This is a genomic window from Streptomyces sp. NPDC005811, from assembly GCF_040630405.1.
GTDB lineage: Bacteria > Actinomycetota > Actinomycetes > Streptomycetales > Streptomycetaceae > Streptomyces.
In genome coordinates this window covers 267,351-292,584 of record NZ_JBEXXK010000005.1, presented here as the reverse complement: position 1 = coordinate 292,584, position 25,234 = coordinate 267,351, and the positions used below count along the sequence as shown (strand labels likewise).

General features: G+C 72.2%; 24 protein-coding genes. 11 read left to right on the top strand and 13 right to left on the bottom strand.

The window, feature by feature from the left end; translation table 11 throughout:
• Positions 1–3: 3 nt before the first annotated feature.
• Both ABZ490_RS07955 and ABZ490_RS07950 read right to left on the bottom strand, forming a co-directional pair.
• The gene (locus ABZ490_RS07955) at positions 4–939 is read right to left on the bottom strand and encodes a cyclase family protein (protein WP_358985900.1); all 936 of its coding nucleotides are present in this window, start codon (positions 937–939) and stop codon (positions 4–6) included.
• A 49-nt stretch (positions 940–988) separates the two neighbouring features.
• Positions 989–2,383, bottom strand: a complete 1,395-nt coding sequence (locus tag ABZ490_RS07950) for a hypothetical protein (RefSeq protein WP_358985898.1) — start codon at positions 2,381–2,383, stop codon at positions 989–991.
• Between the two features lie 170 nt (positions 2,384–2,553).
• On the opposite strand from ABZ490_RS07950, the gene ABZ490_RS07945 reads away from it, so the two are divergent.
• Entirely contained in the window at positions 2,554–2,997 is a 444-nt protein-coding gene (locus ABZ490_RS07945; RefSeq protein WP_358985895.1) for a DUF6325 family protein, read from the top strand.
• A gap of 74 nt (positions 2,998–3,071) precedes the next feature.
• On the opposite strand, the gene ABZ490_RS07940 is transcribed toward ABZ490_RS07945, so the two are convergent.
• From ABZ490_RS07940 to ABZ490_RS07920, 5 genes are all read right to left on the bottom strand, one after another.
• A complete protein-coding gene (locus ABZ490_RS07940) occupies positions 3,072–3,443 on the bottom strand; it encodes a hypothetical protein (RefSeq protein ID WP_358985892.1) in 372 nt (123 codons plus the stop codon).
• A 148-nt stretch (positions 3,444–3,591) separates the two neighbouring features.
• Complete coding sequence (locus ABZ490_RS07935) at positions 3,592–4,650, bottom strand: cytochrome d ubiquinol oxidase subunit II (RefSeq protein WP_358985889.1); 1,059 nt, start codon at positions 4,648–4,650, stop codon at positions 3,592–3,594.
• Entirely contained in the window at positions 4,647–6,050 is a 1,404-nt protein-coding gene (locus ABZ490_RS07930) for a cytochrome ubiquinol oxidase subunit I (protein ID WP_358985886.1), read from the bottom strand. The genes ABZ490_RS07935 and ABZ490_RS07930 overlap by 4 nt, the downstream gene beginning before the upstream one ends.
• A gap of 73 nt (positions 6,051–6,123) precedes the next feature.
• The gene (locus ABZ490_RS07925) at positions 6,124–6,966 is read right to left on the bottom strand and encodes an SDR family oxidoreductase (protein ID WP_358985883.1); all 843 of its coding nucleotides are present in this window, start codon (positions 6,964–6,966) and stop codon (positions 6,124–6,126) included.
• 177 nt (positions 6,967–7,143) lie between these two features.
• Positions 7,144–7,575: a hypothetical protein gene (locus ABZ490_RS07920; protein WP_358985880.1), complete on the bottom strand. Its 432-nt coding sequence runs from the start codon at positions 7,573–7,575 to the stop codon at positions 7,144–7,146.
• Between the two features lie 120 nt (positions 7,576–7,695).
• Here ABZ490_RS07920 and ABZ490_RS07915 point away from each other — a divergent pair, with 120 nt between their 5' ends.
• The 3 genes from ABZ490_RS07915 to ABZ490_RS07905 are packed head-to-tail and all read left to right on the top strand — an operon-like array spanning position 7,696 to position 9,296.
• Positions 7,696–7,992, top strand: a complete 297-nt coding sequence (locus ABZ490_RS07915) for an SHOCT domain-containing protein (protein ID WP_358985877.1) — start codon at positions 7,696–7,698, stop codon at positions 7,990–7,992.
• 22 nt (positions 7,993–8,014) lie between these two features.
• The gene (locus ABZ490_RS07910; protein ID WP_358985874.1) at positions 8,015–8,662 is read left to right on the top strand and encodes a GNAT family N-acetyltransferase; all 648 of its coding nucleotides are present in this window, start codon (positions 8,015–8,017) and stop codon (positions 8,660–8,662) included.
• Between the two features lie 55 nt (positions 8,663–8,717).
• Entirely contained in the window at positions 8,718–9,296 is a 579-nt protein-coding gene (locus ABZ490_RS07905; RefSeq protein ID WP_358985871.1) for a DUF4232 domain-containing protein, read from the top strand.
• A 73-nt stretch (positions 9,297–9,369) separates the two neighbouring features.
• On the opposite strand, the gene ABZ490_RS07900 is transcribed toward ABZ490_RS07905, so the two are convergent.
• Positions 9,370–10,551 carry an MFS transporter gene (locus ABZ490_RS07900; RefSeq protein ID WP_358985868.1) on the bottom strand — a complete coding sequence of 394 codons (1,182 nt, stop codon included), beginning with the start codon at positions 10,549–10,551 and terminating at the stop codon, positions 9,370–9,372.
• A 134-nt stretch (positions 10,552–10,685) separates the two neighbouring features.
• Between ABZ490_RS07900 and ABZ490_RS07895 the strand changes: the two genes are divergently transcribed.
• From ABZ490_RS07895 to ABZ490_RS07885, 3 genes are all read left to right on the top strand, one after another.
• Positions 10,686–11,678, top strand: a complete 993-nt coding sequence (locus tag ABZ490_RS07895) for an ArsR family transcriptional regulator (RefSeq protein WP_358985865.1) — start codon at positions 10,686–10,688, stop codon at positions 11,676–11,678.
• Positions 11,679–11,713: 35 nt separating this feature from the next.
• Entirely contained in the window at positions 11,714–12,217 is a 504-nt protein-coding gene (locus ABZ490_RS07890) for a glutathione peroxidase (protein ID WP_358985862.1), read from the top strand.
• A 73-nt stretch (positions 12,218–12,290) separates the two neighbouring features.
• On the top strand, positions 12,291–13,175 hold the full coding sequence (locus ABZ490_RS07885) for a MerR family transcriptional regulator (protein ID WP_358985859.1): 885 nt from the start codon (positions 12,291–12,293) through the stop codon (positions 13,173–13,175).
• Between the two features lie 144 nt (positions 13,176–13,319).
• On the opposite strand, the gene ABZ490_RS07880 is transcribed toward ABZ490_RS07885, so the two are convergent.
• The 3 genes from ABZ490_RS07880 to ABZ490_RS07870 all read right to left on the bottom strand — a co-directional run bounded on the left by ABZ490_RS07880 (position 13,320) and on the right by ABZ490_RS07870 (position 15,649).
• A complete protein-coding gene (locus tag ABZ490_RS07880) occupies positions 13,320–13,511 on the bottom strand; it encodes a DUF397 domain-containing protein (protein WP_358985856.1) in 192 nt (63 codons plus the stop codon).
• Between the two features lie 207 nt (positions 13,512–13,718).
• Positions 13,719–14,576, bottom strand: coding sequence for a helix-turn-helix transcriptional regulator (locus tag ABZ490_RS07875; RefSeq protein ID WP_055633127.1), 858 nt, complete (start codon positions 14,574–14,576; stop codon positions 13,719–13,721).
• Between the two features lie 308 nt (positions 14,577–14,884).
• On the bottom strand, positions 14,885–15,649 hold the full coding sequence (locus tag ABZ490_RS07870; RefSeq protein WP_358985851.1) for a GPP34 family phosphoprotein: 765 nt from the start codon (positions 15,647–15,649) through the stop codon (positions 14,885–14,887).
• Positions 15,650–15,865: 216 nt separating this feature from the next.
• On the opposite strand from ABZ490_RS07870, the gene ABZ490_RS07865 reads away from it, so the two are divergent.
• Together ABZ490_RS07865 and ABZ490_RS07860 are read left to right on the top strand one after the other, a co-directional pair.
• Positions 15,866–18,427: a serine hydrolase gene (locus ABZ490_RS07865; RefSeq protein WP_358985848.1), complete on the top strand. Its 2,562-nt coding sequence runs from the start codon at positions 15,866–15,868 to the stop codon at positions 18,425–18,427.
• Between the two features lie 184 nt (positions 18,428–18,611).
• Positions 18,612–20,543, top strand: coding sequence for an MFS transporter (locus tag ABZ490_RS07860; protein WP_358985845.1), 1,932 nt, complete (start codon positions 18,612–18,614; stop codon positions 20,541–20,543).
• A 92-nt stretch (positions 20,544–20,635) separates the two neighbouring features.
• Here ABZ490_RS07860 and ABZ490_RS07855 read toward each other — a convergent pair whose 3' ends face one another.
• Entirely contained in the window at positions 20,636–21,475 is an 840-nt protein-coding gene (locus ABZ490_RS07855; protein WP_358985842.1) for a hypothetical protein, read from the bottom strand.
• A gap of 77 nt (positions 21,476–21,552) precedes the next feature.
• On the opposite strand from ABZ490_RS07855, the gene ABZ490_RS07850 reads away from it, so the two are divergent.
• Positions 21,553–22,338: an SDR family oxidoreductase gene (locus ABZ490_RS07850; protein ID WP_358985839.1), complete on the top strand. Its 786-nt coding sequence runs from the start codon at positions 21,553–21,555 to the stop codon at positions 22,336–22,338.
• Between the two features lie 140 nt (positions 22,339–22,478).
• Entirely contained in the window at positions 22,479–24,044 is a 1,566-nt protein-coding gene (locus tag ABZ490_RS07845; RefSeq protein WP_358985836.1) for a sodium:solute symporter family protein, read from the top strand.
• A gap of 24 nt (positions 24,045–24,068) precedes the next feature.
• On the opposite strand, the gene ABZ490_RS07840 is transcribed toward ABZ490_RS07845, so the two are convergent.
• Positions 24,069–25,187 (bottom strand): ADP-ribosylglycohydrolase family protein, encoded by a 1,119-nt coding sequence (locus tag ABZ490_RS07840; RefSeq protein WP_358985834.1) that lies wholly within the window; start codon positions 25,185–25,187, stop codon positions 24,069–24,071.
• Positions 25,188–25,234 lie beyond the last annotated feature (47 nt).

Sequence of the window (25,234 nt, the reverse complement as noted above, 5' to 3'; positions counted from 1 at the left end):
GCCTCACAGCACGGCGATCGGGTTGACCGGCGCCCCGGTCGCCGCCGGCAGCCGCAGCGGCGCGATCACGCACAGGAACGACCAGCGCCCCTCGGCCGCGCACAGCGGCAGCACCTCCTCCAGCCGCAGATAGTCGAGCAGATGGATCCCCATGGCGTGGACGGCGAGGACGTGCACGGGGAAGTCCACACCGGCCACCGGGCTGGGCGCTGTGTCGTTGTTGCCGTCGCCGCCGAGCACCGCCACCCGCCGCTCGGCCAGGAACTCCAGCGCCGCCGGATCCAGTCCGGCCCGTGCCACGGAGGCGTCCCAGGGCCCGCGTTCCTCGCGGCGGCGCCGGTGCCCCACCCGGACGAGCAGCAGGTCGCCGGGGCCGGTCCGCACGCCCTGGCGGGCCTCGGCGGCCTCCAGGTCCTCCGCGGTGACGCTCGTCCCCGGTTCGAGCCAGGGCAGTCCGTGCAGCCCCGGGATGTCCAGGAGCACGGCGCGTCCCACGACACCGTCGCGGACGAGGTCGACGGAGAGGGTCCGCGGCCCCGCGGGGGTGAGGGCGTCGGCGGCCGGGAGACCGCCGTGCACGGTGTCGTCGTAGAGGACGTGGCACAGGGCGTCGAGATGGGTGTTGACGTCACCGTGGACGTCCATCGCGAACCGGTCCCGGGCGAACTCCAGGCCCCCGCCGGGCGCCGGGACCCCGCCCTCCGGCGCGGTGAGCCGGTGCTCGGCGGGCCGCGGGTCGTCGGGCGTGGCGACGGTGTTGACCGGGGAGGCCAGCGACACCGTACGGCCCGCTCGCACCTCGCGTACGGCGGCCAGCACCCGGTCGGGGGTGAGGGTGTCCAGGGCGCCGCGCGGGGAGGCGGCGCCGGGTGCCGTGCTCAGCAGCCGCCGGTACAGCGACCGGAAGTCCGACTCGCCGAGCCGGTGGGAGGTCAGCATGCTCCCACCATCGGCCCCCGTCCGGCCGCGCGCACCCAGAGCCCTGCCGTCAGGCCGGCCGCGGAGCGCCCTCCGGCCCGCCGCCCCCGGTGTCTCCGGTCCTCCCGGTGTCCTTGGTCTCCCCCGTGTCACCGGTGTCAGCGGTGTCACCGGCGTCCAGGAACTCGCGGATGCCGAAGGCGGCCAGCACGATCACGGCCGTCCAGATCACCACCGCCATGGTCGGATAGCTCCAGGTGAACAGGACGATCGCGGCCACCGCGAGGATCACCACCCCGATCCACTTCTTGAAGCGGTGCACGAACCGGCCCACCGGGCCGAGCCGCAGCCCCGCCGAGACGGCCACGTCCCGGCCCGCGCCGATGCCCTTGGTGAAGAAGTGCCGGGTGAAGACGGCCGGCCGGGAGGGTCCGACGAAGAACGCGCCGATCGCCGTGACCACGGCCAGCGCCCCGACCGCCCGGACGCTGGAGCGCAGGAACCGCACCAGCGCGTCGTAGATCGCGCCCGCCGCGCCCTCGTTCGTGCCCGGCGGCAGATGGTCGAGGTACACCGCGCGGAAGACGGTGAGGGCGACGCCCAGCAGCACCATGGCGAGGAAGAAGCCGATCGCGGCCCCGATCAGCGCCCGTCGCCGGTGGGCGGCCACGAACACGCCCGCGGCGGCGACCAGCACCGCGATGACCGGCAGCCAGTTGCCGACGATCTCCAGGATCCGCATGTACGTCTTGACTTTGCCGATGTCCTTGCCCTGGACCACCACGAAGTCGGTGTGGACGGCCGGGATCTTCGACGCCACGGTCAGTCCCGACGCGACCAGCCGGTCCTTCACCTCGGCGACGATGGGACCGACGTCGATGGCGACCTCGTCGTCCTTCAGCTGTACGACGCTGTCGGAACTACCCGTCAGCGCCTTGTCGACGGCCGCGTGGGCCCGGCGGTTGGCGTTCTTCCAGGCCGTCTCGAAGGCGGGGCTGGACACCACGCGCATCACGGTGCCGCTGATCAGGTCCTTCAGACCGCTGGTGATGGGGCCGTCGAGGTTGTTCACCAGACCGGCGATCCTGGGCGGCACGCCCTTCTCCGCCGCCGCGTCGCTGAGCTGCTTGACCAGCCCGTCCACGTCGATCTGTTTGATGACGGCGTCGGTGACGCGGGTGGTGACGGCCTTCTGGACGTCCGGGTTCGAGGCGAGCGGCGCCACCGTCGCGACATAGCGGTCGGTGTCGCGCACGATGCTGTTCGCCCAGACCGCGACCACGGCGAGCAGGGCCAGCAGGGACGCCAGGATGATCAGCAGGGTGGAGCCGAGTGCGCGCAGCCGGTGCTTGGGCTCGTGCCGGGCGCTCTCCAGTTCCCGCACCCGGCGGTGCAGTTCCTCGATCTCACGCTCCTGGGCGCGGTCCGGCGGCCGCTCCGGTGGCGGTGTGTCGCTGCCTGTCATGCCTCCGAGGAGATCCCTGACGGGTCCGGCGGGCGAGCCGGGAGGGGCCGGTGGGGTGACCGGGCGGGCCGGGAGGCGGCCGGCCGGGTGACCCGGGCAGCGGGTGCGACGGTCCGGGTCCGGTGTTGCAATGGCTGTCGGGGGACCCCCGAGCACCAGAGGTGACCGCCGTGAGCGAGCAAATCGAGGAGATGGGACCCATCGACTACCTGGTCGTGGAGTTCCCCGGCAACCGCATGACGGGTGAGGCCTTCCCGCTGCTGGTCGATCTGGTGGACCGCGGCATCGTCCGGATCCTGGACCTGATGTTCATCAGGAAGGACGAGGACGGCTCGGTGACCGTCCTGGAGATCGCCGATCTCACCGGTGACGGGGAACTGGACCTCACCGTCTTCGAGGGCGTCCACTCCGGTGTGCTCGGCCAGGACGACCTGGAGGAGGCGGCCGCGGCGGTGGAGCCGGGCAACTCCGCGGGGCTGCTCGTCTACGAGAACCTGTGGGCGGCGCCGTTCGCCTCGGCCCTGCGGCGCGGCGGCGCCCAGCTGGTCGCCTCCGGACGGCTGAACGTCCAGGCCGTCCTCGCGTCCCTCGAAGCCGCCGAGGCCGCCACCTGATTCCGGGGTTCCACGCGCGCGCGGGCGGTGCGCGGGGAAGCGCCCCGCCGCCCGCCGCCCGGCCCCCTCAGCCCTCAGCCGCCCCCGCCGACGACGGAGTAGCTCAGCCACGGGGACTGGCCGTCCGTGTACTCGACGGACAGCTGCGTGCCGAGGTAGAAGGCCTCGCCGCCGATCCGGCCGCTCTGGTCGTTCCCGGCCGTCGTCAGCTCGCAGTCCGTGTTGCTGTACAGCCGGATGTCGTCGTCCGTGTGGTTGGTGACGTGGTGGGCGCCGCCGGGCAGCGGATGGCAGCCGTCGCGGGAGGGGCTCTGGATCTGCACCACCCGCTTCTCCGGGGTCGTGTACTCGATCGTGCCCACGGCGGAATGCCCCGTACAACCCGCGACGGCGAGCAGGAGAACGACGGCTGCGGCCCGCCGGCCGGCGCGACTGTGACAGATCATGGCGACGGGTCCTCGTCTGTGCGGGAAGCCCTGCGGAAGGTCGTCGGGCTCCGGTCGTCGGGCTCTCTTCCGTCAGGCTGCCGCGCCCCGCCGTCCACGTCATCCGGGACAGGACCAGTCGTATGAATCCCGGTGTCGGCGGCGCCGCTCACGCGGGCCCCTCCGGGCCGTCGCCGCCCGGTGCCGCCCGGCGCAGGTCGGCGTCGGTGAGGGGCTGGAGGGCACCCTTGGTGTCGAGGCGGTAGAGCAGCACCAGGGGCGGTCCGACGAGCACCACCGCGATCAGCGTGACCAGGGCGAGCCAGCGCAGGGTGGTCGGGACACCGGCCCCCTCGGAGACGGTCAGCGAGGTCGGGATGAGGTACGGCCGCTGGGCGGTCCCCCAGGCGAGGACGACGAGGGCGACCGAGGCGGCCGCGGTGAGCCGGGCCCAGCCGGTGGCCGTGAAGTGGAGCAGTGCGGCGGTGGCGAGCGCGCAGCAGGCCGCCAGGATCACCAGGAGCAGCCCGGTTCCGCCGGTGAGCCCGTCGTACACGTACCGGGCGTCGTCGTGGGTGATGCCGAGGCCGACGCACGCCAGGACGGCGATCGCGCCGAGGCTCGCCCAGGCGCGCAGCCGGAAGTAGCCGACGAGCGGGGTCTGTCCGAAGCGGCGGGCGTCGGCGGTGAGGTTGACGGCGCCGAGGTACGCGGTCGCCGCGACGGTCAGCAGGCCCGCGATCACGGACGTCTTGTTGGACCAGGCGTCGGCCGAGGCCGGGGTCCCGGGGGCGACCCGGCCGGTGGCGAGGCCGCCGACGACCGCGCCGAGGAAGAACGGCGTCAGCAGGGAGGCGACGGCGAACACGGCGCCGTACACCCGGCGTCCGGCGAGCCGCCGGGTGGGCTTGCGCAGGGCGAACCCGGCGCCGCGCAGCACCAGGCCCACCGCGGCCAGGGCCAGCGGGAGCCACATCGCGGAGAAGACGGTCTGGAACAGGACCGGGAAGCCGGTCCACATGACGACCAGGATGAAGATCAGCCAGACGTTGTTGGCCTCCCACACGGGCGCCATCGCGTGGTCGACGAGCCACCGGGGCCGTCTCCCGCGCTCGGCGCCCCCGGCCATCAGGTCCCAGAACCCGGCGCCGTAGTCGGTGCCCCCGGCGCAGGCGTAGGCGGCGACCAGGATCAGCAGCACCCAGGCGATGACGCTCTCGATGCTCACGTCCGGTCCCCGTCCCCGTGCGCGGACCCCGGTGCGCCGTCCCCGGCGCCCGACATCGCCCGCGGCCCGTAGGGGATCTCGCTCTCCGGCCCCTCCGGTACGGCGTCCCCGGCCGCGTCGGCCGCCTGCCAGCGGGCGCTCATCCGGCGGACGACGGTCAGGAACGCGGCGAACGCGCAGACGTAGACGACGACCACGGTCCCGAACATCGTCCACAGTCCGTAGGCGTGCGTGCCGGTGACCGCCTCCGACACCCGCATGTGCTCGTACACGATCCACGGCTGGCGGCCCACCTCGGTGGTGATCCAGCCGCACTCCACGCACACCAGGCAGGCCACGCCGGCGACGGCGGCGCACCGGTAGAACCAGCGCGAGCGGGGCAGGTCGCGCCGCCGGAACCAGATCCAGCCGTACCAGAGGGCGAGCAGGATCAGCAGGCTGCCGAGGGTCACCATGATGTCGAACGCCCAGTGCACGAGGGTGGCCTGAGTGACCGTCGGGCGGGTGTCGGCGGCGACCGCGGTGAGACCCTGCACCTTGGTGGAGGGACTGAAACCGGCCAGGATCGAGTCCAGTTGGGGGATCTTGATGCCGCCGGAGACGGTCCCGTCGGAGTGCAGGATCCCGAACATGTACTCGGGCACATGGGTGCCGGTCGTCCAGACGATCTCCATCGCGGAGAACTTCACCGGCTGCTGGTGGAAGACCGCCCGGGCCAGCGAGTCGCCCAGCACGAACTGGACCGGGGTGAGGATCGCGGCGACCGTGAACGGCACGGTGAAGCCCAGCCGGTGGTAGCGGTCCCGGCGGCCGCGCAGCCGGCCGACCGCGTAGACACCGGCCACGCAGTACGCGGCGGTCAGATAGGCGGCGCCCAGGAAGTGCCAGTACTCGGGGCCGAAGAGAGGAGTGAAGATCGCCCGCCGTACGTCGACGGAGACGGGGTCGCCGGACGCGCCGAGGGTGAAACCGCGGGGGGTGTTCATCCAGGAGTTCGCGGCGATGATCCCGAACGCCCCGAGCAGGGCGGACGCGCACAGCGGGACGCCGACCCAGAAGTGCGGCCAGGGGCGCAGCGTGCGCCAGCCGTACAGGTAGAGGGCGATCAGGACGGCCTCGAGGAAGAAGGCCCAGCCCTCGATGCCGAAGGCCAGCCCGAAGACGTCTCCCCAGCGGCCCATCATGCCGGGCCACAGCAGCCCGAACTCGAAGGACAGCACGGTGCCGGTGACGATGCCGATGGCGAACTGCACGGCCATCACCGCCGACCAGCGGCGGGCGAGGCGCAGCGCGGCCTCGTCGCCCTTGCGCAGCCCGCGGTGGTGCATCAGCAGGGTGAGGAAGGGCAGGGCGACACCGAAGGGCACGAGCAGGATGTGGGTGGCCAGGGTGAAGGCCATCAGCTCGCGCGCGGGCAGCAGTTGGGGCGGGGTGCCGGCCGCGAGGACCCCGGCGGCGTGGACGGCGTCGATGTCAGCCGCCGGTGGCGAAGCCGGGGAACAGCGTCATGCCGCCGTCTACGTAGATCGTGGTGCCGACGACGTAGTCGAGCAGGTCGGAGGCGAGGACGGCGACCGTGTTGGCGATGTCGTCGGGGTCGCCGACCCGGCGGTAGGGGATCAGCCGCAGCAGGGCCTCCTCGGCCTCCGGGGTGTCCCAGGCGCTGCGGTTGATGGGGGTGCGGATCGCGCCGGGGGCGACGGCGTTGACCCGGATCCGGTGGGGGGCGAGCTCCTGCGAGAGGGTCGCCATCAGCATCAGCACCCCGCCCTTGGACGAGGCGTAGTTCACGTGCCCGGCCCAGGGGATGAGCTGGTGCACCGAACTCATGCAGATGATCTTCCCGGCGGACCGGGAGACCTCGGGGACGACTCCGCGCCGCAGGAACTCCTTGGTGGCCTCGCGGGCGCACAGGAACTGGCCGGTGAGGTTGACGTCCAGCACCTTGTGCCACTGGTCCATGGTCATGTCGGTGATGGGGGCGTCCCGTTGCAGGCCCGCGTTGGCGACCATGACGTCGATGGTCCCGAACTCCCTGACCATCGAGGCGACCATGTCGACGACCTGGTCCTCCTGGGAGACGTCCGCCTCGTGCGCGTACGCGCGGACCCCGAAGCCCTCGATCTCGCGGACCACCTCCTCGGCCGCGTCCCGGCCGGAGACGTAGTTCACGACGACGTCGGCGCCCACCCGCCCGAGCGCCACGGCGGTCGCCCTGCCGATGCCGGAATTCGCACCCGTGACGAGTGCTTTCTGGCCTTTCAGCAAGGGAAAGGCGATCGGCTGGATTCCCGGGCTGCCGCTGCTCGTCTCCACTGATGTCTCCCTAGGGGTGCACCCCGGTGGCCGGGGAATTCCACACCCCACGAAAACACCGGCGCACCCTCGGGGCCCGGTGACGCGGGCCCCGGCGGCACGTGCGGGTGACCGCCGGGGCCGAACGGCGCAAGGCCGGGTGGAGACGGGAGGACCGGGGGGAGCCGACCCGGTGGGTCAGGTCGTCCGGGTGGTGTCCCGGCTCGGCCCGACGCACAGCGCCCACAGCACGAAGCCGTCGATGACGATCAGCATGACCGCCCAGAACGGGTACCAGGGCAGCCAGGCGAAGTTGGCGATCATGGACAGTCCGACCAGCACGATGCCGACGAGCCGGGCCCACAGGGCCCCGCTGAACAGAGCGATGCCCGCCAGGGTGACCACGATGCCGAGCACGAGGTGCATCCAGCCCCAGCCGGTGAGGCTCCACTGGAAGGTGTAGTTCCGCGTCGTGACGAACACGTCGTCCTCGGCTATGGCGGCTATTCCCTCGAATATCGCCATGACGCCGCCGAACACCATCATGATCGCGGCGAACAGCATCCAGCCGGACACGGCCATTCCCCCGCGAGCCGTGGTGTCCGTCATTCCTCTGCCCTGCGTGGCCATGTCGAGCTCCTTCGCTTCGGCGAACACACAGCATCAGGCTGCCACGGATTCCGGAACCCGGCAGATCAGGACAGAGCGTGCTGCAATGGAGTGACCGTCCCGGACGAGAAGGGGATCGCCATGCCTGGTCTTCTGCGCGGAGTCGCCCGCACCGCGGTGGTGGCGGGAACGGCGACCGCGGTCTCCAACCGAGTGTCACGCCGTCAGCAGGGCCGCTGGGCCGCCCAGGCCGAGGAACAGCAGCCCTACCAGCAGCCGCAGGCCTACCAGCAGCCCGCGCCGCCGCCCCCGCCGCCGTCCCAGGCGGACGAGATGACCAACAAGATCGACCAGCTCAAGCAGCTCGGCGATCTGAAGTCCCAGGGCATCCTCAGCGAGGCCGAGTTCGAGGAGCAGAAGCGCCGGCTGCTCGCCTGAGGGCACGGCGTACGATCGCCCGATGCCACCCCACCCGGTCGTCCTGCGCGCCGTCGCGCGCCCCGGCGCCCCCGCCCTCACCCTGCGCCCTTGGCGCCCGACGGACGCCCCCGCACTGGTCGAGGCGCTGCGGGACCCCGTGCTGCGCCGCTGGACCAGCCACCGGGTGGACGACGAGGCGGAAGCGGCACGCTGGATCGCCGCCCAGCAGGAGGGCTGGGCGGCGGGCACCCGGTTCTGCTTCGCCGTGACCGAGGAGGGCGCCGGCCCGGAGGACGCCGGCCCGGAGGACGGCGGCCGTCCGGGCGGGCCGCTGGTCGGCCAGGCGGTCCTGAAGACGGCCGGCCCCGGCGCCCCCACCGCCGAGGTGGGCTACTGGACCGCCGCCCCCGCGCGCGGGCGGGGCGTCGCGCCCCGCGCCCTGCGCGCCCTCACCGACTGGGCCTGCGCCGCCTTCGCGCCGGCCGGCCTGAGCCGACTCGAACTCGTCCACCAGGTGGACAACGACGCGTCCTGCCGGGTCGCCGAGAAGACGGGTTACGTCCTCGACGGCATCCTGCCCGCCGGACCGCCCGCCTTCCCGCAGGAGGGCCATCGCCACGTACGGATCGTCACCGAAAGGTCACGGTTCGTCACACCGTCGAACCCCGCGCCCCACCCCGCCGTCTGAGGTCCGTGCGGGCCGGTACGGACCGGCCCCGGACCGACGGGCACAGGGGGACGGTATGCGGTACGGCGTGCGCGGGACGGCGTGGGCGGTGATCGCGGCCTCGGCCGCGCTGGCGGTGAGCGGCTGCGGGCCCGACGAGAAGCACAACGTGGAGAACGCCCCGACCACCACAGCTCCCAGGACGGGCTCCGTGGGCGCCTGCCCGGCCGGGAGCCTGGAGGTGACCGCCCGGCAGGCCGCAGAGCGCCCCGACGGCACCGGGACCGGCGCGGCGGTCGTCGCGTTCACCAACGCCTCCGAGAACCCCTGTGTCCTCCAGGGCCACCCCACGGTCGCGGGCGCGGGCAACGGCTCCCCCGACCGCAACCGCCCGCTGAAGGCGACCCCGAGCGGCAGCGCCCGGCCGGTGACCGTGGGGCCGGGCGGCACGGCATGGGTGAAGCTGACGTTCGTCCAGGTGCAGGGCGAGGCCGACGGCTTCTGCGCGTCCGGCGCGGACCCGGTGGCGTACCCGACGCTGGTCGTCGGTCTGCCGGGCTCGGGCAGGCACCAGGTCGCGCTGGACGACGGACAGTTCGCCGAGTGCGACGACACGGTGACCGTCTCCCCCGTGTCCGCCACGGAACCCGCCTGAAGCAACGGCGACGGCAACACCCTGAGGGGCGCGGGGAACGGCGCGACGCGCCACGACGCACCCGCGGACGCCCTCACACCCGCACCCGCTCCCGCACCCGCGCCCGGCCCGCCAGGGCCAGCGACACCGTCACCGCCAGCGACATCAGCGCCATCACCGTCATCGCGGTGGCCGCGGAGGTGAGCTGGGCGACCGCGCCCGCCAGCGCCGCGCCCACCCCCTGAAGGGTCCCCATCCCGGCGGAGTGCAGTCCCAGCGCCTGCCCTCCGAGCTCGGCCGGGGTGAGGGCCATCAGACGCTCCTGCTGGACCAGGCTCGCGCCGAAGCCCACCGAGGCGAGGGCCGCGCAGACGGCGGCGACGGGCAGGGCGGGCCGCAGGACGAAGAGGAGATAGGGGGTGGCCAGCAGGAGCAGCAGTGGCGTGGCGAGCCGGCCCCGCACCTTCGGCGGGACGAACCGGCCGACCGTCACATCGCCCACCAGCATCCCCAGCGCCGCGCACGCGAAGAGCGTGCCCGCCGCAGCGGGGGCGTACGGCACGAACAGCGCCTCGCAGCCGACGACCAGGCCGTTGGGGACCCACAGGCCGAGGTAGGTGAGGCGGCGGGGCCGCGAGGACCACAGGACGGCGTTGGTGCGCAGGGTCGCGGCGACCGAGGGGCGGCCCGTGGCGCGCGGCGGCCGGACGGTCAGGCCGAGCCGGGCGACGGCCGCGGCGACGACGTGGAGCAGGGCGGCGAGCAGCAGCACGGGACGGGGGGCGAGGGCGGTGACCAGGGCGCCGCCGACGGCGTACCCGGTGACCTGCGTCAGCCCGCTCATGACGTTGAAGAGCGCCCGCCCCGGCAGATACGTCCCGTTTCCGCCGAGGATCTCGTGCAGCAGGCCCCAGCGGACACCGCCGCCGAGCGAGGCGATCAGGCCCGCCAGGAGGACGACCGCGAGGACGGCCGGGACCGGGAGGCCGGGCAGGGCGACGGCGGCCGTGGTGACGGCGAAGGCGAGGGACAGGCCGATCAGGGTGGCCCGCGGGGCCAGCCGGTCGGCGCCCGAGAGCAGCAGGGTCGCGCCGGCCGCCTGGGCGAGCGAGGGACCGAACATGCTCACCGCCGACAGCAGCGGCGAGTCGGTGGCCTGGAAGACGAGGGTGCCCAGGGCGAGTCCGCTCAGTGTCTGGGCGGCGGTGTGGGCGGCGGAGGAGAGGAAGAGTGGGGTGAACTCCGGGCTGCGGAAGAGCTGTCGGTAGCCGGTCATGGCGGGAGTCTCGGGCGGCCCGCAGGAGGGTGGTTATTGTTTCGCGGTCGCGCGAAACGTCGGCGCAGTCGGCGCAGTCGGCGCAGTCGGCGCAGTCGGCGCGCGAAACGTCGTACGCCACAGGGAGGTTCGCGGTGGGCTGGTGGCAGGTGAACGCCGACACGCTGGCCCGCAGCCGGTTCGTGCTCTCGCCGCTCGCCGAGACCTTCGCGAGCCTGAAGCTGCTCCAGTGGGGGGTGGGCGCCCACCCCGGCGAGCAGGACTGGCTGCGGGCCCATCTGCCCGCCTACCGGGCGGAGCTGGCCGCGGACCCGGTCACCGGGCTGCTGATCCGCTCGGGGCTGGGGCGGAGCTGGATCGCCGACTTCCTCACGCCGACCCCGCGCGACGGCGAGAGCTTCGAGGAGGGGGTGGCGCGGGTGCGGGCGGCGGATCCCGCCGAGGCCCGCGCGCATCTGCGGCTCTCAGTCGGCGGTCCGCCGCCCGCCGCCCTGGACCGCGACGATCTGCCGGAGCGGGCGGCGGCGCTGCTGGAGTATGTGTGGGAGACGGCGGTACGGCCGTCCTGGGAGCGTCGGCGGCATGTGCTGGAGGCGGACGTGGTCGCGCGGACGGCGCAGGTCAGCCGGGGCGGCTGGGCGGCGGTGCTGGACTCGCTGCGGCCGGGGACGCGGTGGCTCGGGGAGAGCCGGTTCCAGGTGAACGCCCATGAGTACCCGCCCCGGGAGATCTCCGGTGCGGAGCTGGTGTTCGTGCCGGTCACCCCGAGGGCCGGGTGGGTGTCGTGGGAGGAGCGGGAGCGGTACGCGGTGGTGTACCCGTGCGCGGGGCCGCTGGCCGGGGACCACCGGAGGCGGCCGGTGCCGGCGGCGCTCGGCGCGCTGCTGGGGCCGGGACGGGCGGCGGTGCTGGTGCTGCTGGGGCAGGGGGCGCTGAGCACCACCCAGCTGGTCGCGCTGACCGGGCAGGGGCTGGGCTCGGTGGGCCGGCATCTGCGGGTGCTGCGGGACGCCGGGCTGGTGGAGCGCAGGCGGGCGGGGCGGTCGGTGCTGTACGCGCGGACGGCGGCGGGGGAGGTACTGGCCGGGGCGGCGAAGGAGACGCAACAGGAGAGCGCCCCCGGTTGAAGCCGGGTTCACCGGGCGGGGCTAGCATCCGCCCCATGACTACTGATGCCGTTTCCTCCCCCCTCGATGTCGAGATCGGCGCCCTCAAGGGTGGGTCCGCGCAGCTCTCGGAGTACTCGGGACAGGTCGTCCTGATCGTGAACGTGGCCTCCAAGTGTGGTCTGACCCCGCAGTACAACGGGCTGGAGAAGCTCCAGGAGCGGTACGCCGCGCAGGGCTTCACCGTGCTCGGCGTGCCCTGCAACCAGTTCCTCGGGCAGGAGCCCGGCAGCGCCGAGGAGATCGCGGAGTTCTGCTCGGCGACGTACGGCGTGACGTTCCCGCTGACCGAGAAGGTCGAGGTGAACGGCGAGGGCCGGCACCCCCTGTACGAGCGGCTGGTCGGCTTCGCGGACGCGGAGGGCCACACGGGTGACATCCGCTGGAACTTCGAGAAGTTCCTCGTCGGCCGGGACGGCGCGGTCGTGGCCCGCTTCTCGCCGCAGACCGAGCCGGAGTCCGACGAGATCGTCACCGCGATCGAGGCACGGCTGGCCTAGAGGGCGGCCAAGCTTGACCTTGTCCCTGGGGCAAGGCGGAGTCTCCTCGTCGCCGGGCGGAGCAGACCGTCCGGTGACGGAGGATGACCAGGTGAACGTACGCGACGACGACGAACTGCTGACCATCGGCGCGTTCGCCGCGCGGGCCCGGCTCACGGCCAGGGCGCTGCGTCTGTACGACCGGCTGGGCCTGCTGGCCCCGGCGCGGGTCGACGAGGCCAGCGGCTACCGCTACTACCGGGCCGGCCAGGTGGACCGGGCCCGGCTGGTGGCGATGCTGCGGCAGCTCGACATGCCGCTGGCCCGGATCGCCGAGGTGGTCGAGACCGGTGGCGCCGAGGGCGCGGACCTGCTCGCCGCCTACTGGGACGAGGCCGAGGCCCGGTTCGCCGCCCGGCGCACGCTCGCCGAGTACCTCCGTGGACGACTGTCGGGGAGGAGCTCCGAGATGTACGAGAAGTTCGAGGTCGAGATCGTCGACCTGCCCGAGCAGGTGATCATCACCGAGACCCGTCATGTGCTGGCGGACGAGCTGCCCACCTGGATCCCCGCCGCCCTGGGCCGGCTGGAGGAGGCGGCGGGCGTGTGCGGCGGCAGCACCGGCGCGCCGTTCGTGGCGTACCACGCCGAGGTGTCCATGGAGAGCGACGGACCCGCGGAGTCCTGTGTGCCGGTCGCCGACGAGGCGGCGGCCCGGGCCTGGGCGGCCGCCCAGGGGCGGTCCCGGCGGATCGAGGTGAAGGTGGAGCCGGCCCGGCGGCTGGCGTCCACCCGGATCAGCAAGGCGCAGGTCGCCCATCCGCAGATCATCGCCGCGTTCGAGGCGGTGGAGGCATGGATGAGGCGATGGGGCTGGGAGTACGACGGCCCGTGCCGTGAGATCTACTTCGCCGACTGGGACGCCGCGGGCCCCGAGGACCCGGTGTGCGACGTGGCGTTCCCGGTCCGGCGGGCCTGACGCCGAGGACCCGGCCGGCGAGGACCCGGCCGGCACAGGCCGAGCCCCCTCGGCAAGGACGGCGATCTTGTCGAGAGGGCTCTGTCGGTGGCTGTGCGATGGTCGAGGTGGTACCGGTGTGCGGTGCGGGGAACGTTCCTCGCCCTACTCCTTCACCGACGCCACGAAGGCGTTCCACGCGCCGGCCGGGAAGGCCAGCTTGGGGCCCTCGGGGATCTTGGTGTCCCCGAGCTCCAGCGACTCGGTGACGGTCGACCTGACCATCACACAGGCGCCGTTGCCGTTGGTGTAGGAGGACGTCGTCCACGTTTCCGTGGCGCCCAGACGAATTGCCATTGGTTGCTCCGTTAAGCCAGTTGGCGAGTCACGGTTTTGCGCCAACGTCGGTGATCGTTGGCGTGATCGACGCTACTCGCCAACCCCGCTAATCGGAGGAGTCATTCACTCGGTCGAATGGCATATTCCAGGTGAGTCTTCCAGTCGAGCGTGTCAGCGGTGTACTATCCCCCGCCGCACCCCGGAAAGCTCGTTCCGGGAGGATTTTCATCGCGCGTAATCCTTCGCCAGGTCGTCGATGACACGGCGCGAGTGCTCCACGTTCAGCGCCTGCGCCCGCAGGTGCTCGTACATCACCGAGTACTGCTGGACGTCGTACGCCTTCTCCAGGTAGAGGTCGCTCGTCACGCCCTCGATGTAGACCACGCTGGAGTCGGAGGCGTCGGCGAACTCCAGGATCGTGTACTGGCCGTTGAGGCCGGGATGCGCGCCGACCTCGAACGGCAGCACCTGCACGGTGACATGCGGAAGCCTCGACAGCTCGGCGAGATGCTCCAGTTGCTCGCGCATCACCAGCCGGCTGCCGACGACCCGGCGCAGGGCCGCCTCGTCCAGCACCACCCAGAGCCGCAACGGCCCGTCCTCGGTGGTGATTCGTTCCTGCCGCCGCAGCCGCACCTGCACCCGTTTGTCGACCTCGGCCTCCGGCCGCTCCGGCAACGCGCCGCGGATGATGGCCTCGGCGTACGCGCGGGTCTGCAACAGGCCGGTGACGGTCTGGGGTTCGTACACCCGCAGCGACTCCGCGTCCGTCTCCAGACCGATGTACACGCTGTACGGAATGTCCCCGAAGGCATGCCACCAGCCCTGCTGGCGGGAGTCCTTCGCCATTTCCATCAGCGATTCCACCATGCGCTGGTCCTCGACCTCGTAGACTCCGCAGAGGTCGCGCACATCACGCTGGCTGATGCTGCGCCGGCCGTTCTCCAGACGACTGATCTTCGACTGGGACACCAGCAGGCGCTCGGCGACCTGTTCGGCCGTCATGCCCTTCTCCTCACGGAGTCGGCGCAGCTCCTGACCCAACCGGCGTCGCCTGACCGTGGGATTGACATTGGACGTCACGGGACGCGCACCTCCGGCTGCATGCCTGTCGTTGACACTTTGCGTATCTGCTGTTCAGCAGACTGCCACCAAGGTGCTTCTTACCGCTGGAAAACGGTGGATATGCGGCCGCTGCACGCCGGTTCGGATCACGTCCCGCACAACACGCCCGGCACGCCCCGGACATGCGTCCGCGCGGGGCGGCGGTGCCGTACGTCGCGACGGACGTACGGCCTCACCACCCCGCGCGGGCCGCGGCGGCTCCCGAACGGGTCATACGGGTGATACGGGCGTTACGGGTCGTGCCGGGTGTGTCGTGGAACTGCGGCTCAGTGGGCCACGACACGCGCCATGGGACCGCGGCGCGGCTGTGCCGGAACTCCACGGGCGGGTTCCGGTACGGGCCGTCCGCCCGGTCCGGCGGGCCGGCCGGGGCCGGCCGGGGCCGCCGGGTTGCGGCGCGGCTGGGCCGCCGCACCGTTCTGGACGTCCATCACGGCGTGCGCGACGAGACCGCCCATGGGGTCGTGCCTGATCAGGTCCCGCAGCCGGGAGCGGGACGAGCGTCCCTCGTTCCCCGGGTACAGGTGCTTGCCGAGACCGACCGCGTGCGCCAGTGCGGCGAGCGCCGCGGTCCGCGGGTCCGGCGGTACGCCGGTGCGGATCGCGGAGTCCAGCCGGGCCTTGATCTCCCGGCTGATCTCGGTGTCCGTCGCCTGGTAGCGAGTGGTCGGCAGCACCCCGCACATCTGACCCGCCACGGCATGCACCATGCCGCACCGCTCCAGATGCGAGAGGTAGGTCTGGCGCAGCCCGAGACGCGGCCCGCCGATCCAGTGGACGGCACGGACCGGGGCGCCACGCCTTCGCAGCAACTCCAGTGCGCAGTCCAGTGTCGGATCTCCTGTCGGCCGTGGGGACACCACGGCGATACGATCCCCGTCAGGGGCTATCCGCCCGGCCAGCGCCAGCTCCACTAGCTGTGCTCCGGCCAGACCAAGGTCGAGCGACTGCGGCTGTGCGGTGGTACCCGTGGTCGGGTCCAACGCCAGCAGAAGAAGCTCTTCCGGAATCGTTCTGCGGCTCCTGCCCATCCATGCCTCCCCGCGTGGATGAATGACAGGGTGACCCCTCTCACATTGGTCTGTCGAGGGTGCGTGACCTGTTTGTAGTGGAACCAGTAGGTATGTCGTTCTCGTCTACCGCAGGAGCCAAGCCCTCTACACAGGACACTGGTACATGGTTCGGACAACGCCCCGAGGCGGGTCCGGGGCGGGCGTTCACGGTTCGACAGGCACAAGGAGGCATCGGTGGCGGGCGAGTCCCCCGACAGGTCGAAGCAGCGCGAGTCGTCGGCGGAACCGACGTCGGGGAGCGCGGGTACGGTTCCCGAGGCACGCGATCCGCGAATGGCGGTGGCCCGGGAGAACGGGGCCCCGGCGGCCTCCACGGCCTCGCGGGGCGGCGTCGACACGGCGACACGGGTTCTCTCCGTACGCGAACTGGAGATCGAGGAACCCGAACGGCCCGAGGAGCCGAAGGAACCGGAGGACGCGCGCCCGGAGCCGAAGGAGCCCGAGGAGCCGAAGGATGCGCGCCCGGAGCCCGAGGACGCCCGTCCGGCGGCCGAGGACGCTCACCCCGAGCCCGAGGACGCCCGTCCTGAGGCCCAGGAGGCGCCCGAGGAGCCGGAGGACGCTCGTCCCGCTCGCCCGGAGCCCGAGGACGCCGTCGCGGAGCCCGAGGACGCTCACCCCGAGCCCGAGGACGCCCGTCCGGAGGCCCAGAAGGCGTCCGAGGAGCCGGAGGACGCTCGTCCCGAGCCGGAAGACGCTCGCCCGGAGCCCGAGGACGCTCGTCCCGCTCGCCCTGAGCCCGAGGACGCCGTCGCGGAGGCCGGCGGGGCCGAAGGCGCGGGCGACGCCGAGGGGAGCGCTGAGAGCCCTTCTGAGGGTCCCGAGGACACCGAGGCCGACCCGGACGCGGTCGAGGGGCGCGAGGACGCGGAGGACGCCACCGAGGGGCGCGAGGACGCGGACGACGCCTCGGAGAGCTCCGAGGGCGCCGAGGAGGGCAACGAGAAGGGTCCGGAGGACTCGACTTCGGTGACCTCCGGGGCAGACTTGCGGACGGATCCCCGTACGGAATCCGACCACGCCGAGGACGACGACGAACCCGCCGCCTCCGGCAAGCCCGTGCCCAAGTGGGCGTCCGGGGGCGAGAAGGAAGACGAAGGCAAGGAAGGCAAGGGGGACAAGGGGGACGGGGAGGACGGCGGCGACAAGGCCGGCGCACCCTTCGTCGACCAGCCCACCGCCATCTTCAAGGCCCCCCGGCCCAAGCCCACCGTCGACCAGCCGACCACCATGCTCAAGCTGGGCGGCGCCCTCAAGCCCAAGGCGGACGAGCCGAAGGCGGACGAGCCCGAGGGAGACGGCGACCGGACCCCGCCGCCCGCCGAGCGGACCAGCAGGTTCGTCGCGCTGAAGCCGCTCGACGAGCCCCGCCCCCCGAAGGCGACCGGTGACATCACCGCCGTCACCGCGCTGGTGCCCCAGATCGGCCCCGAGCGGACGACCCAGCAGCCACTGCCGCCGAAGCCGCCGATCGACCTGCTGGCGGAGCTGACCAACACCCCGCCGCCCCCGCCGACCCCCCTGCGCACCCTCGGCCGACGGGTCAAGATCTGGACGCCGCTGGTCATCCTGCTGGTGATCGTGTTTGCGGTCGTACAGGCCTTCCGCCCGCTGCCGGCCACCGCGCTGGCGCTCACCGCGAAGGACTCGTACACCTTCGAGGGCGGCAAGCTCTCCCTGCCCTGGCCGGACGAGGGCCAGGGCTGGATGGACGGCGTCGGCGTCGGCACGATGGACAGCTTCGGCAAGCAGACGCCCGTCGCCATCGGTTCGGTGGCCAAGACGATGACCGCGTACGTCGTCCTCAAGGACCACCCCCTGAAGACGGGCGAGAACGGCCCGAGCATCACCGTCGACGCCACCGCCGAGAAGGAGGGCGGCTACGACCAGAGCGGCGAGTCCACCCTCAACAGCGTCAAGGCCGGCGACAAGCTCACCCTCCAGCAGGCCCTCTCGGCGGTCATGATCCCGTCCGCGAACAACATCGCCCGGCTGCTGGCCCGTTGGGACGGGGGCACGGAGGCCGCGTTCGTCAAGAAGATGAACGCCGCCGCCAAGGAGCTCGGGATGACGAACACGACGTACACCGACCCCTCCGGGCTGAAGGAGACCACCGTCTCCACCGCCGAGGACCAGGTGAAGCTCGGCAACGCGGTCGTGGAGATCCCGGCGCTCGTGACGATCACCAGCGCCGCCAGCTGGACGGACCCCTACGGGACCAACTGGCCGAACTACAACGAACTCCCCTACCGGATGGGCGCGATCGGCATCAAGACCGGCTCCACCACCGCGGCCGGCGGCAACCTCCTGTTCGCCGCCCGCAAGGAGGTCGGCGGTGAGACGGTCACCGTCGTCGGCGCGATCCTCGGCCAGCACAAGCCGACCATCCTCAAGACGGTCAACGAGGTCAGCAAGACGGCCCTGTCCGCCGCGGAGGACGCACTGGCCTCGGCGAAGATCCTCAAGAAGGGTGAGGTCGTCGGGTACGTGGACGACCAGCTCGGCGGCCACACCCCGGTCGTCGTCACCAAGGACGTCACGGCGGTCGGCTGGGCCGGTCTGACGGTGAAGCTGGAGTTCGCCGCCGACGAGGTGCCGCACACCGCGAAGGCCGGCACCCAGGTGGGCACGCTCACCGTCGGGGACGGCACCGGCGGCGCGGTGAAGGTCCCCGTGGCCCTGGAGAGCGATCTCGTCGAGCCGGGCTTCCAGGACAAGCTGACGCGACTCGGCTGACCCGCCCCGGCCGACCCGTCGGCCGCGTCCGTCCCTCTCGCCACCCCGCCGGGCAGCCGCCCGGCGGGGTGCGTGCTAGCGTCGCGAAACGGGACAGGTCGCCGGTCGCGACGACGCTGCCGTGAAGCACACGCGAACAGGGCGCGGCCGAGAACGGAAGACGGGACACGGGGAGTGCCTTCAGGTGGCCACTGCGGAGCCGACACGCGCCGACGACACGGGTCCGGGCCCGGACACCGGCCCGCGCATCACGCTGCCGGCACCCCAGTCCGGTGACCACGACCATGACCCGCACGACGCCATGACGGCCCCGGCGAAGGCCTCGGCCGAGGCCACCGCGGCCCAGGACCCAACCCCGGCCCCGGCCCCGGCCAGGACGGGACCGCGCGCCGTGCTCGACCGGCTCGGCGGCTTCCTCCGCCGGCACCTGGTGCTCTCCGTCACCGCGCTGTCCGGGATCCTGCACCTCATCTGGTTCTTCACGTTCGCGAACAGCGGCGGCGATCTCGCGGCGCAGGACGCCTGGGCCGAGTTCGTCGGCCGGCACCCCGACTCCGCGTACAACCTCGCCTGGTACGGCGGGATGCATCCGGTGTCGTACAGCGTCATCTCGCCGTATCTGATGTCGGTCTTCGGTGTCCGGACGACGATGATGATCGCCGGCACCCTGTCGGCGGGGCTGCTCACGCTCGTCCTGCTGCGCTGCCGCCCGGTGAAGAACCCGGTGTGGCCGGCGCTGGCCGGGGTCTTCGCGCTGCTCTGCAACGCCGCGTCCGGCCGGGTCACCTTCGGCCTGGGCAACATGTTCGCGCTGGGCGCCGTGGCCGTCGTGTTCTGCTGGCCGTACCGCTGGCGCTACAAACGCTGGGCGAAGGCCCTGTGCGCCGCCCCGCTCGCCGCGCTCGCCACGATGGGATCGCCGGTGGCGGGGCTGTTCGTGGGCATCGTCGCCGTGGCGCTGTTCCTCCAGAAGCGGCGGCCCGGCGCCTGGGCCCTCGGGCTCGCCCCGACCGCCGTCGTCGCCGTCTCCGCCTGGCTGTTCCCCTTCTCCGGCACCCAGCCGATGTCGATCGGCTCGGCGTCGCTGCCGTTCATCTATGCGGCGATCGTCTTCTTCGTCGTCCCGCGCGACTGGAAGACCGTGCGGATCACGGCGGCGGTGTACGGCCTCGGGGTGCTGGGGGTGTGGCTGATCAGCTCCCAGATCGGGTCGAACATCACCCGGCTCGCGATGCTCTTCTCGGGTGTGGTGCTGGCGGCCGCGCTGCCGTTCGCGGTGCCGCGCAGCCGCAAGTGGTACGTCATCGTCGTCGCGTCGCTCGGGTTCGCCGGCTGGATCGGCTTCAAGTCGGTCGACGACGTCATCCGGACGACCCCGGCGGCCTCCTGGGCGCGCGAGCTGGCGCCGCTCGTCAACGAGCTCCAGGGCGTCGGCGCCGAGAAGGGCCGCGTCGAGGTCGTCCCGGCCCGCTCCCACCGCGAGGCCTCCGCGCTCGCCCCGTACGTCAACCTGGCGCGGGGCTGGAACCGGCAGGCCGACATGGAGCGCAATCCCCTCTTCTACGACGACACGCTCAACTCCGCGAACTACCACGAGTGGCTCCAGCGGTGGGCCGTGCACTACGTCGTCGTGCCCAAGGAGGCGCTGGACGGGGACGGCGGGGAGCGGGAGCGGGAGCTGGTGCAGCGGGGGCTGCCGTATCTGGAGCAGATCTGGGGCGACGCCAACTGGCAGCTGTTCAAGGTCACCGATCCGGCGCCGATGGCCGAGCCCGACGCGGTGGTGGAGCGGGCCGAGCAGGGCGAGATGACGATCGACGTGGAGAAGGCGGGCCGGGTGCTGATCCGGATCCCGTACTCGCCGTGGCTGAGCGTCGTCGACGCGGAGGGCAAGAGCCTGAAGGCGCCGCAGGAGACGGAGGCGTCCAAGCACCGGGGCGAGGGCGAGCCGAAGTCCTACACGAACGTGAACGGCTGCCTGTACGAGACGGAGGAGGACGCGCAGGGCGACAAGTGGACGGTGCTGCTGGCGCCGAAGGCCGGGGTCTACCGGCTCGCGGCGCCGTATCAGCTGCCGCGCGGCACTCCGTGTCCCGACGAGTTGAAGTCACCCTGAGCCGGTGCGGGCGTACCGGGGGGCTCCGCCCCCTGGACCCCCGGCCTATGCCCACCCGCCACCCGTTCACCGTCGGACGAGACGCACCGACCTCACCTCAGGTCCGCCACATGGCGGTCCGTCCCCGGAAGCGTCGGGATGAACGGGGCCAGTAGCTCCAGTCTCCCCAGGCCCGATCCCGTGATCTGCGCCTCCAGGCCCGTGAAGTGGTCCTCCCAGCACTCCCTGGGGTCCCGCTCCAGGAACCACAGCAGGGTCAGGCGGGTGTCGACGCCCTCGACCTGTTTGACGTACGTCATGCGGTCGCCGGGGAGGGGGGTCGGGCGGAAGACGGTGACCATGGCCGCCGGGGAGCCGGACAGGCTCTTCGGCAGGTGGCGGGCGCGCAGCCATTCCAGGAGTTCGGCGCGCTGCTCGGGGGAGTCGCTGTCGATGACTTCGAGCACCAGGCCGGCGTAGGGGTGGTCGAGGGCGTGGTGGTCGCGGGGGCCCGCCGCGCCGTCGCGGTAGACCGTCGCCTCGTGGTCCTGGAACGCCGTGAAGACATGGGTGCGGTCCTGGTAGACGCGGGCGTCCCGGTTGAGGCGTTTGTTGATCGCGACCGTCCACTTCATGTGGTCGTCGTAGCGGCCGGCGGTGATCCAGTAGGTGGAGAGGTAGCAGCCCGCGGTGACGGGCTGGGCGATCGCGGACTTCTCCGGGGAGCGCAGGAGTTGCAGGTCCCTGGTCGCCACCCACCTCCGTCCCGCGTACATCCAGGGCATGGCCATCGCGCCGGCGTAGTAGTGGTCGTCCTCGTACCAGCGGTTGTAGGCGTACTCGTGGCCCGGGTGCGGTTCGACCATGGTGATCAGGGCATGGCCGGGGCGGACCCCGTACGGTCCCACGGCGGCCAGTTCGGCGTACGTCTCGCTGCGGGTCTCCTCGCTCATGCGTCTTCCCCTTCCTCGGCGGCCGGACCATACTCTGACGCTCCGTCAGACAATGCGCCAGGGTCAGGGAGGTCCCGATGTCACTGCTCGCCGACAGGACGGTCGTCGTCTCGGGGGTGGGAGCGGGCCTGGGCCACCAGGTCGCCGCGGCGGTCGTACGGGACGGGGGGAACGCCGTGCTGGCCGCCCGGACCGAGGCCCATCTCGCCAAGAGCGCGGCCGAGATCGATCCGGACGGGACGCACACCGCGTGGCGGGCGACCGACATCACCGACGAGGGGCAGTGCGACGCGCTCGCGGGGCTGGCGCTGAAGCGGTTCGGGGGGATCGACGCGGTGGTGCAGGTCGCCGCCTGGGACTCCTACTTCGGCGGACTCGAGGACGCGGACTTCACGACCTGGCAGTCGGTCATCGACGTGAACCTGCTGGGATCGCTGCGGATCACCCGGGCCTGTCTGCCCGGCCTCAAGGTGCGGGGCGGGTCGGTCGTGTTCATCGGGACGCAGTCGGCGGTGGCGGCCCCGTCCCAGGTGCGGCAGGCGGCGTACGCGGCCTCCAAGGGTGCGCTGACCAGTGCCATGTACTCGCTGGCGCGGGAGCTCGGGCCGCACCGGATCCGGGTCAACACCGTGCTGCCGGGCTGGATGTGGGGGCCGCCGGTGCAGGCGTTCGTGCAGTTCACGGCGCACACGGAGGGGGTGCCGGAGGTGGAGGTGCTGGGCCGGCTGACGGAGCGGATGGCGTTGCCGGAGCTGGCCACGGACGGGGACGTGGCGGACGCGGCGGTGTTTCTGGCCTCGGACCGGGCGCGGGCGATCACCGGGCAGTCGCTGCTGGTCAACGCCGGGGAGCTGATGCGGTGACACCCTGACGGCCGGTTCACGTAGATGAACGCAAGCCACCATGCCGAATACCTTTACCTCCCTTTGACCTTACGGTTACTTGTCGTGTTCATGCGACAGCGCCCACGATGAGCGCCGGGCCGAACCCTGGGAGGACGCACATGAACGGTCTCGACTGGGCCGTGCTCATCGGCTATTTCGGCGTGATGGTCGCCATCGGCGTCTGGTCGCACAAGCGCGTCGACGACGTCAGCGACTTCTTCACCGCGGGCGGCAGGATGCCCTGGTGGCTGTCCGGGATCTCGCACCACATGTCGGGCTACAGCGCGGTGATGTTCACCGGGTACGCGGGCATCGCCTACACCTACGGCGTCACCTCCTTCGTCACCTGGTCCTTCCCCATCGCCCTCGGCATCGCGATCGGCTCCAAACTGTTCGCGCCGCGCATCAACCGGCTGCGCTCGCGCCTGCACGTCGCTTCCCCGCTCGAGTACCTGAAGAACCGCTACGACCTCAAGACCCAGCAGGCGCTCGCCTGGTCCGGGATGCTGCTGAAGATCGTGGACGTGGGCGCCAAGTGGGCCGCCATCGCGACCCTGCTGTCCGTGTTCACCGGTGTCTCCCTCAACCAGGGCATCCTCATCACCGGCGCCATCACGGCCGTCTACTGCACGATCGGCGGTCTGTGGGCCGACGCGCTCACCGAACTCGGCCAGTTCGTCATCCAGTTGCTGGCCGGCATCGCGATGTTCGTGGCCGTCGTGCTGAAGCTGAACGACAAGGGCATCGGGTTCCTCGACGTCTGGGACGAGCCGGCGCTCCAGGGCCACGACAAGCCGCTGGTCGGCCCGTACGGCACGGTCTTCCTGCTCGCGTTCCTCTTCATCAAGCTCTTCGAGTACAACGGCGGCATGCTCAACCAGGCCCAGCGGTACATGGCCACGGCCACCCCGCGCGAGGCCGAGCGCTCCGCCCGGCTGTCGGCGGCGCTCTGGCTGGTCTGGCCGGTGGTGCTGTTCTTCCCGATGTGGATGTCCCCGCTGCTGGTGACCGCGCAGAAGCCGGACGGCTCCGACTCCTACGGCCTGATGACCGAACAGCTCCTGCCGCACGGTCTGCTGGGCCTGGTCGTCGTCGGCTTCTTCTCCCACACGATGGCGATGTGCTCCTCCGACGCCAACGCCATCGCCTCCGTCTTCACCCGCGACTGCGCACCGGTGCTCTCACGCCGGGCACGGGAGTGGAACGCGCGGTCGGGCCTGATCGCGGCCCGCGTGACGACGGTCGTCTTCCTCGGCCTGTCCATGGCGGCCGCCACCCAGGTCAACTCGCCCACCTTCAAGGACATCATCACCGTCGTCATCAAGTGGGTCGCCGGGCTCATGGGCCCGATGGCCATCCCGATGATGCTGGGCCTGCTGCGCCCCTTCCGCCGCTCCGGCCCGACCGCCGCGCTGACCAGCTGGTCGATGGGTCTGCTCGCCTTCTGGCTGGTCAACTACCCCATCAACTGGAACGTCGACGGCGGTGTCCCGCTCCAGTACCAGGTCTCGATCCCGCTGGCGGTCTCGCTCGTCCTCTACATCCTGGTCGGCTTCGTCCGGCCGGAGGACACCCCGGAGCGGCTCGCCATCATCGAGAAGATCAACACGGACGACGACTCCTCGGGCGCGGCGGCGGCCGTCCCCGGCCCGCGGGACACCGTCCCGGCACCCGCGAAGGACTGAGCACGCCCCGGTCCCGGGACCGCCTCAGCCGCCCCTCGGATACCTGGCCAGCCACCCCGGTGACGCGCCCGCCGGGTTGTGCAGGGCCGGGCCCTGGGTCATCTCCATGGCGAAGTCGTCGGCGAGTTCCAGGATCGTGGGACGGCCCTCCAGCTCGGCCAGCCAGGCCGGCGGGAGGGCCGTCTCGCCGTGCAGGGCGCCGAGCAGTCCGCCGGTGAGGGCGGCGGTCGAAGCGGCCGGGCCGCCCTGGTTGACCGCGAGGCGCAGCCCGTGTCTGACGTCCTCCGCGACGAGCGCGCAGTACACGGCGGCGGACAGCACGCCCGGCGCCCGCCCCTCCCCCGCCAGTTCCGCCACCCGCGCCGGCCCCGGCAGCCCCTGCCGTACGGCGCCCAGCGCGCGCTGCAACGCCTCCGAGACGGGCTCGTGCCCCGGCCGCGGCGCCAGCAGCGCGAGCGCCCGCTGCACCGCGCCGTCCAGTTCCTCGCCCCGGGCCAGGGCGTGCACGGTGACGGCGTACGCGCCCGCCGACAGGCAGGCCGCCGGGTGCCCGTGGGTCTGGGCCGCGCACTCCACGGCGAGCTGGGCGACGAGCTGCGGCTCCCAGCCGACGAGCAGCCCGAACGGGGCGGAACGCGCGACGGGTTCGGGCCCGTCGGCCGCCGGGTTCTTGGGGTCGTCGAGCGTGCCCATCCGCTCGTCGCCGAGCCCCATGAGCAGCGGGCGGGTCGGCTCCCGGCGGGCGTACAGCCACTCCTCGCGGGCCAGCCAGCCGTCGTCCTTGCGGCGCAGGTCCGGGCCCCAGTCGCGCTGGGTGGCCGCCCATCTCAAGTACGCCCGGTGCAGATCGGTCGGCGGATGCCAGGCGCCGGTGTCGCGCCGCACCTGGGCCCGGACGAGCCCGTCCACGGTGAACAGGGTGAGCTGGGTGTGGTGGGTGACGGCACCGCGCCGCCCGAAGGCGGGGACCAGGTCGACGACCCCGTCCGGCCCGAGGACCTGCCGTATCTCCTCGCTCCCGTGCCCGTCGACGGGCGTCCCGAGCGCGTCCCCGACGGCCGCCCCCAGCAGGGTGCCCCGCACCCGGCTGCGGAAGTCCTGCTGCTCGGCACGGCCCCAGACGGCCCCTGATGCCGTACTCACCAAGTCCTCCCAAGGCCTCCGGGCACCGTCCGTACGTACGACGTCCG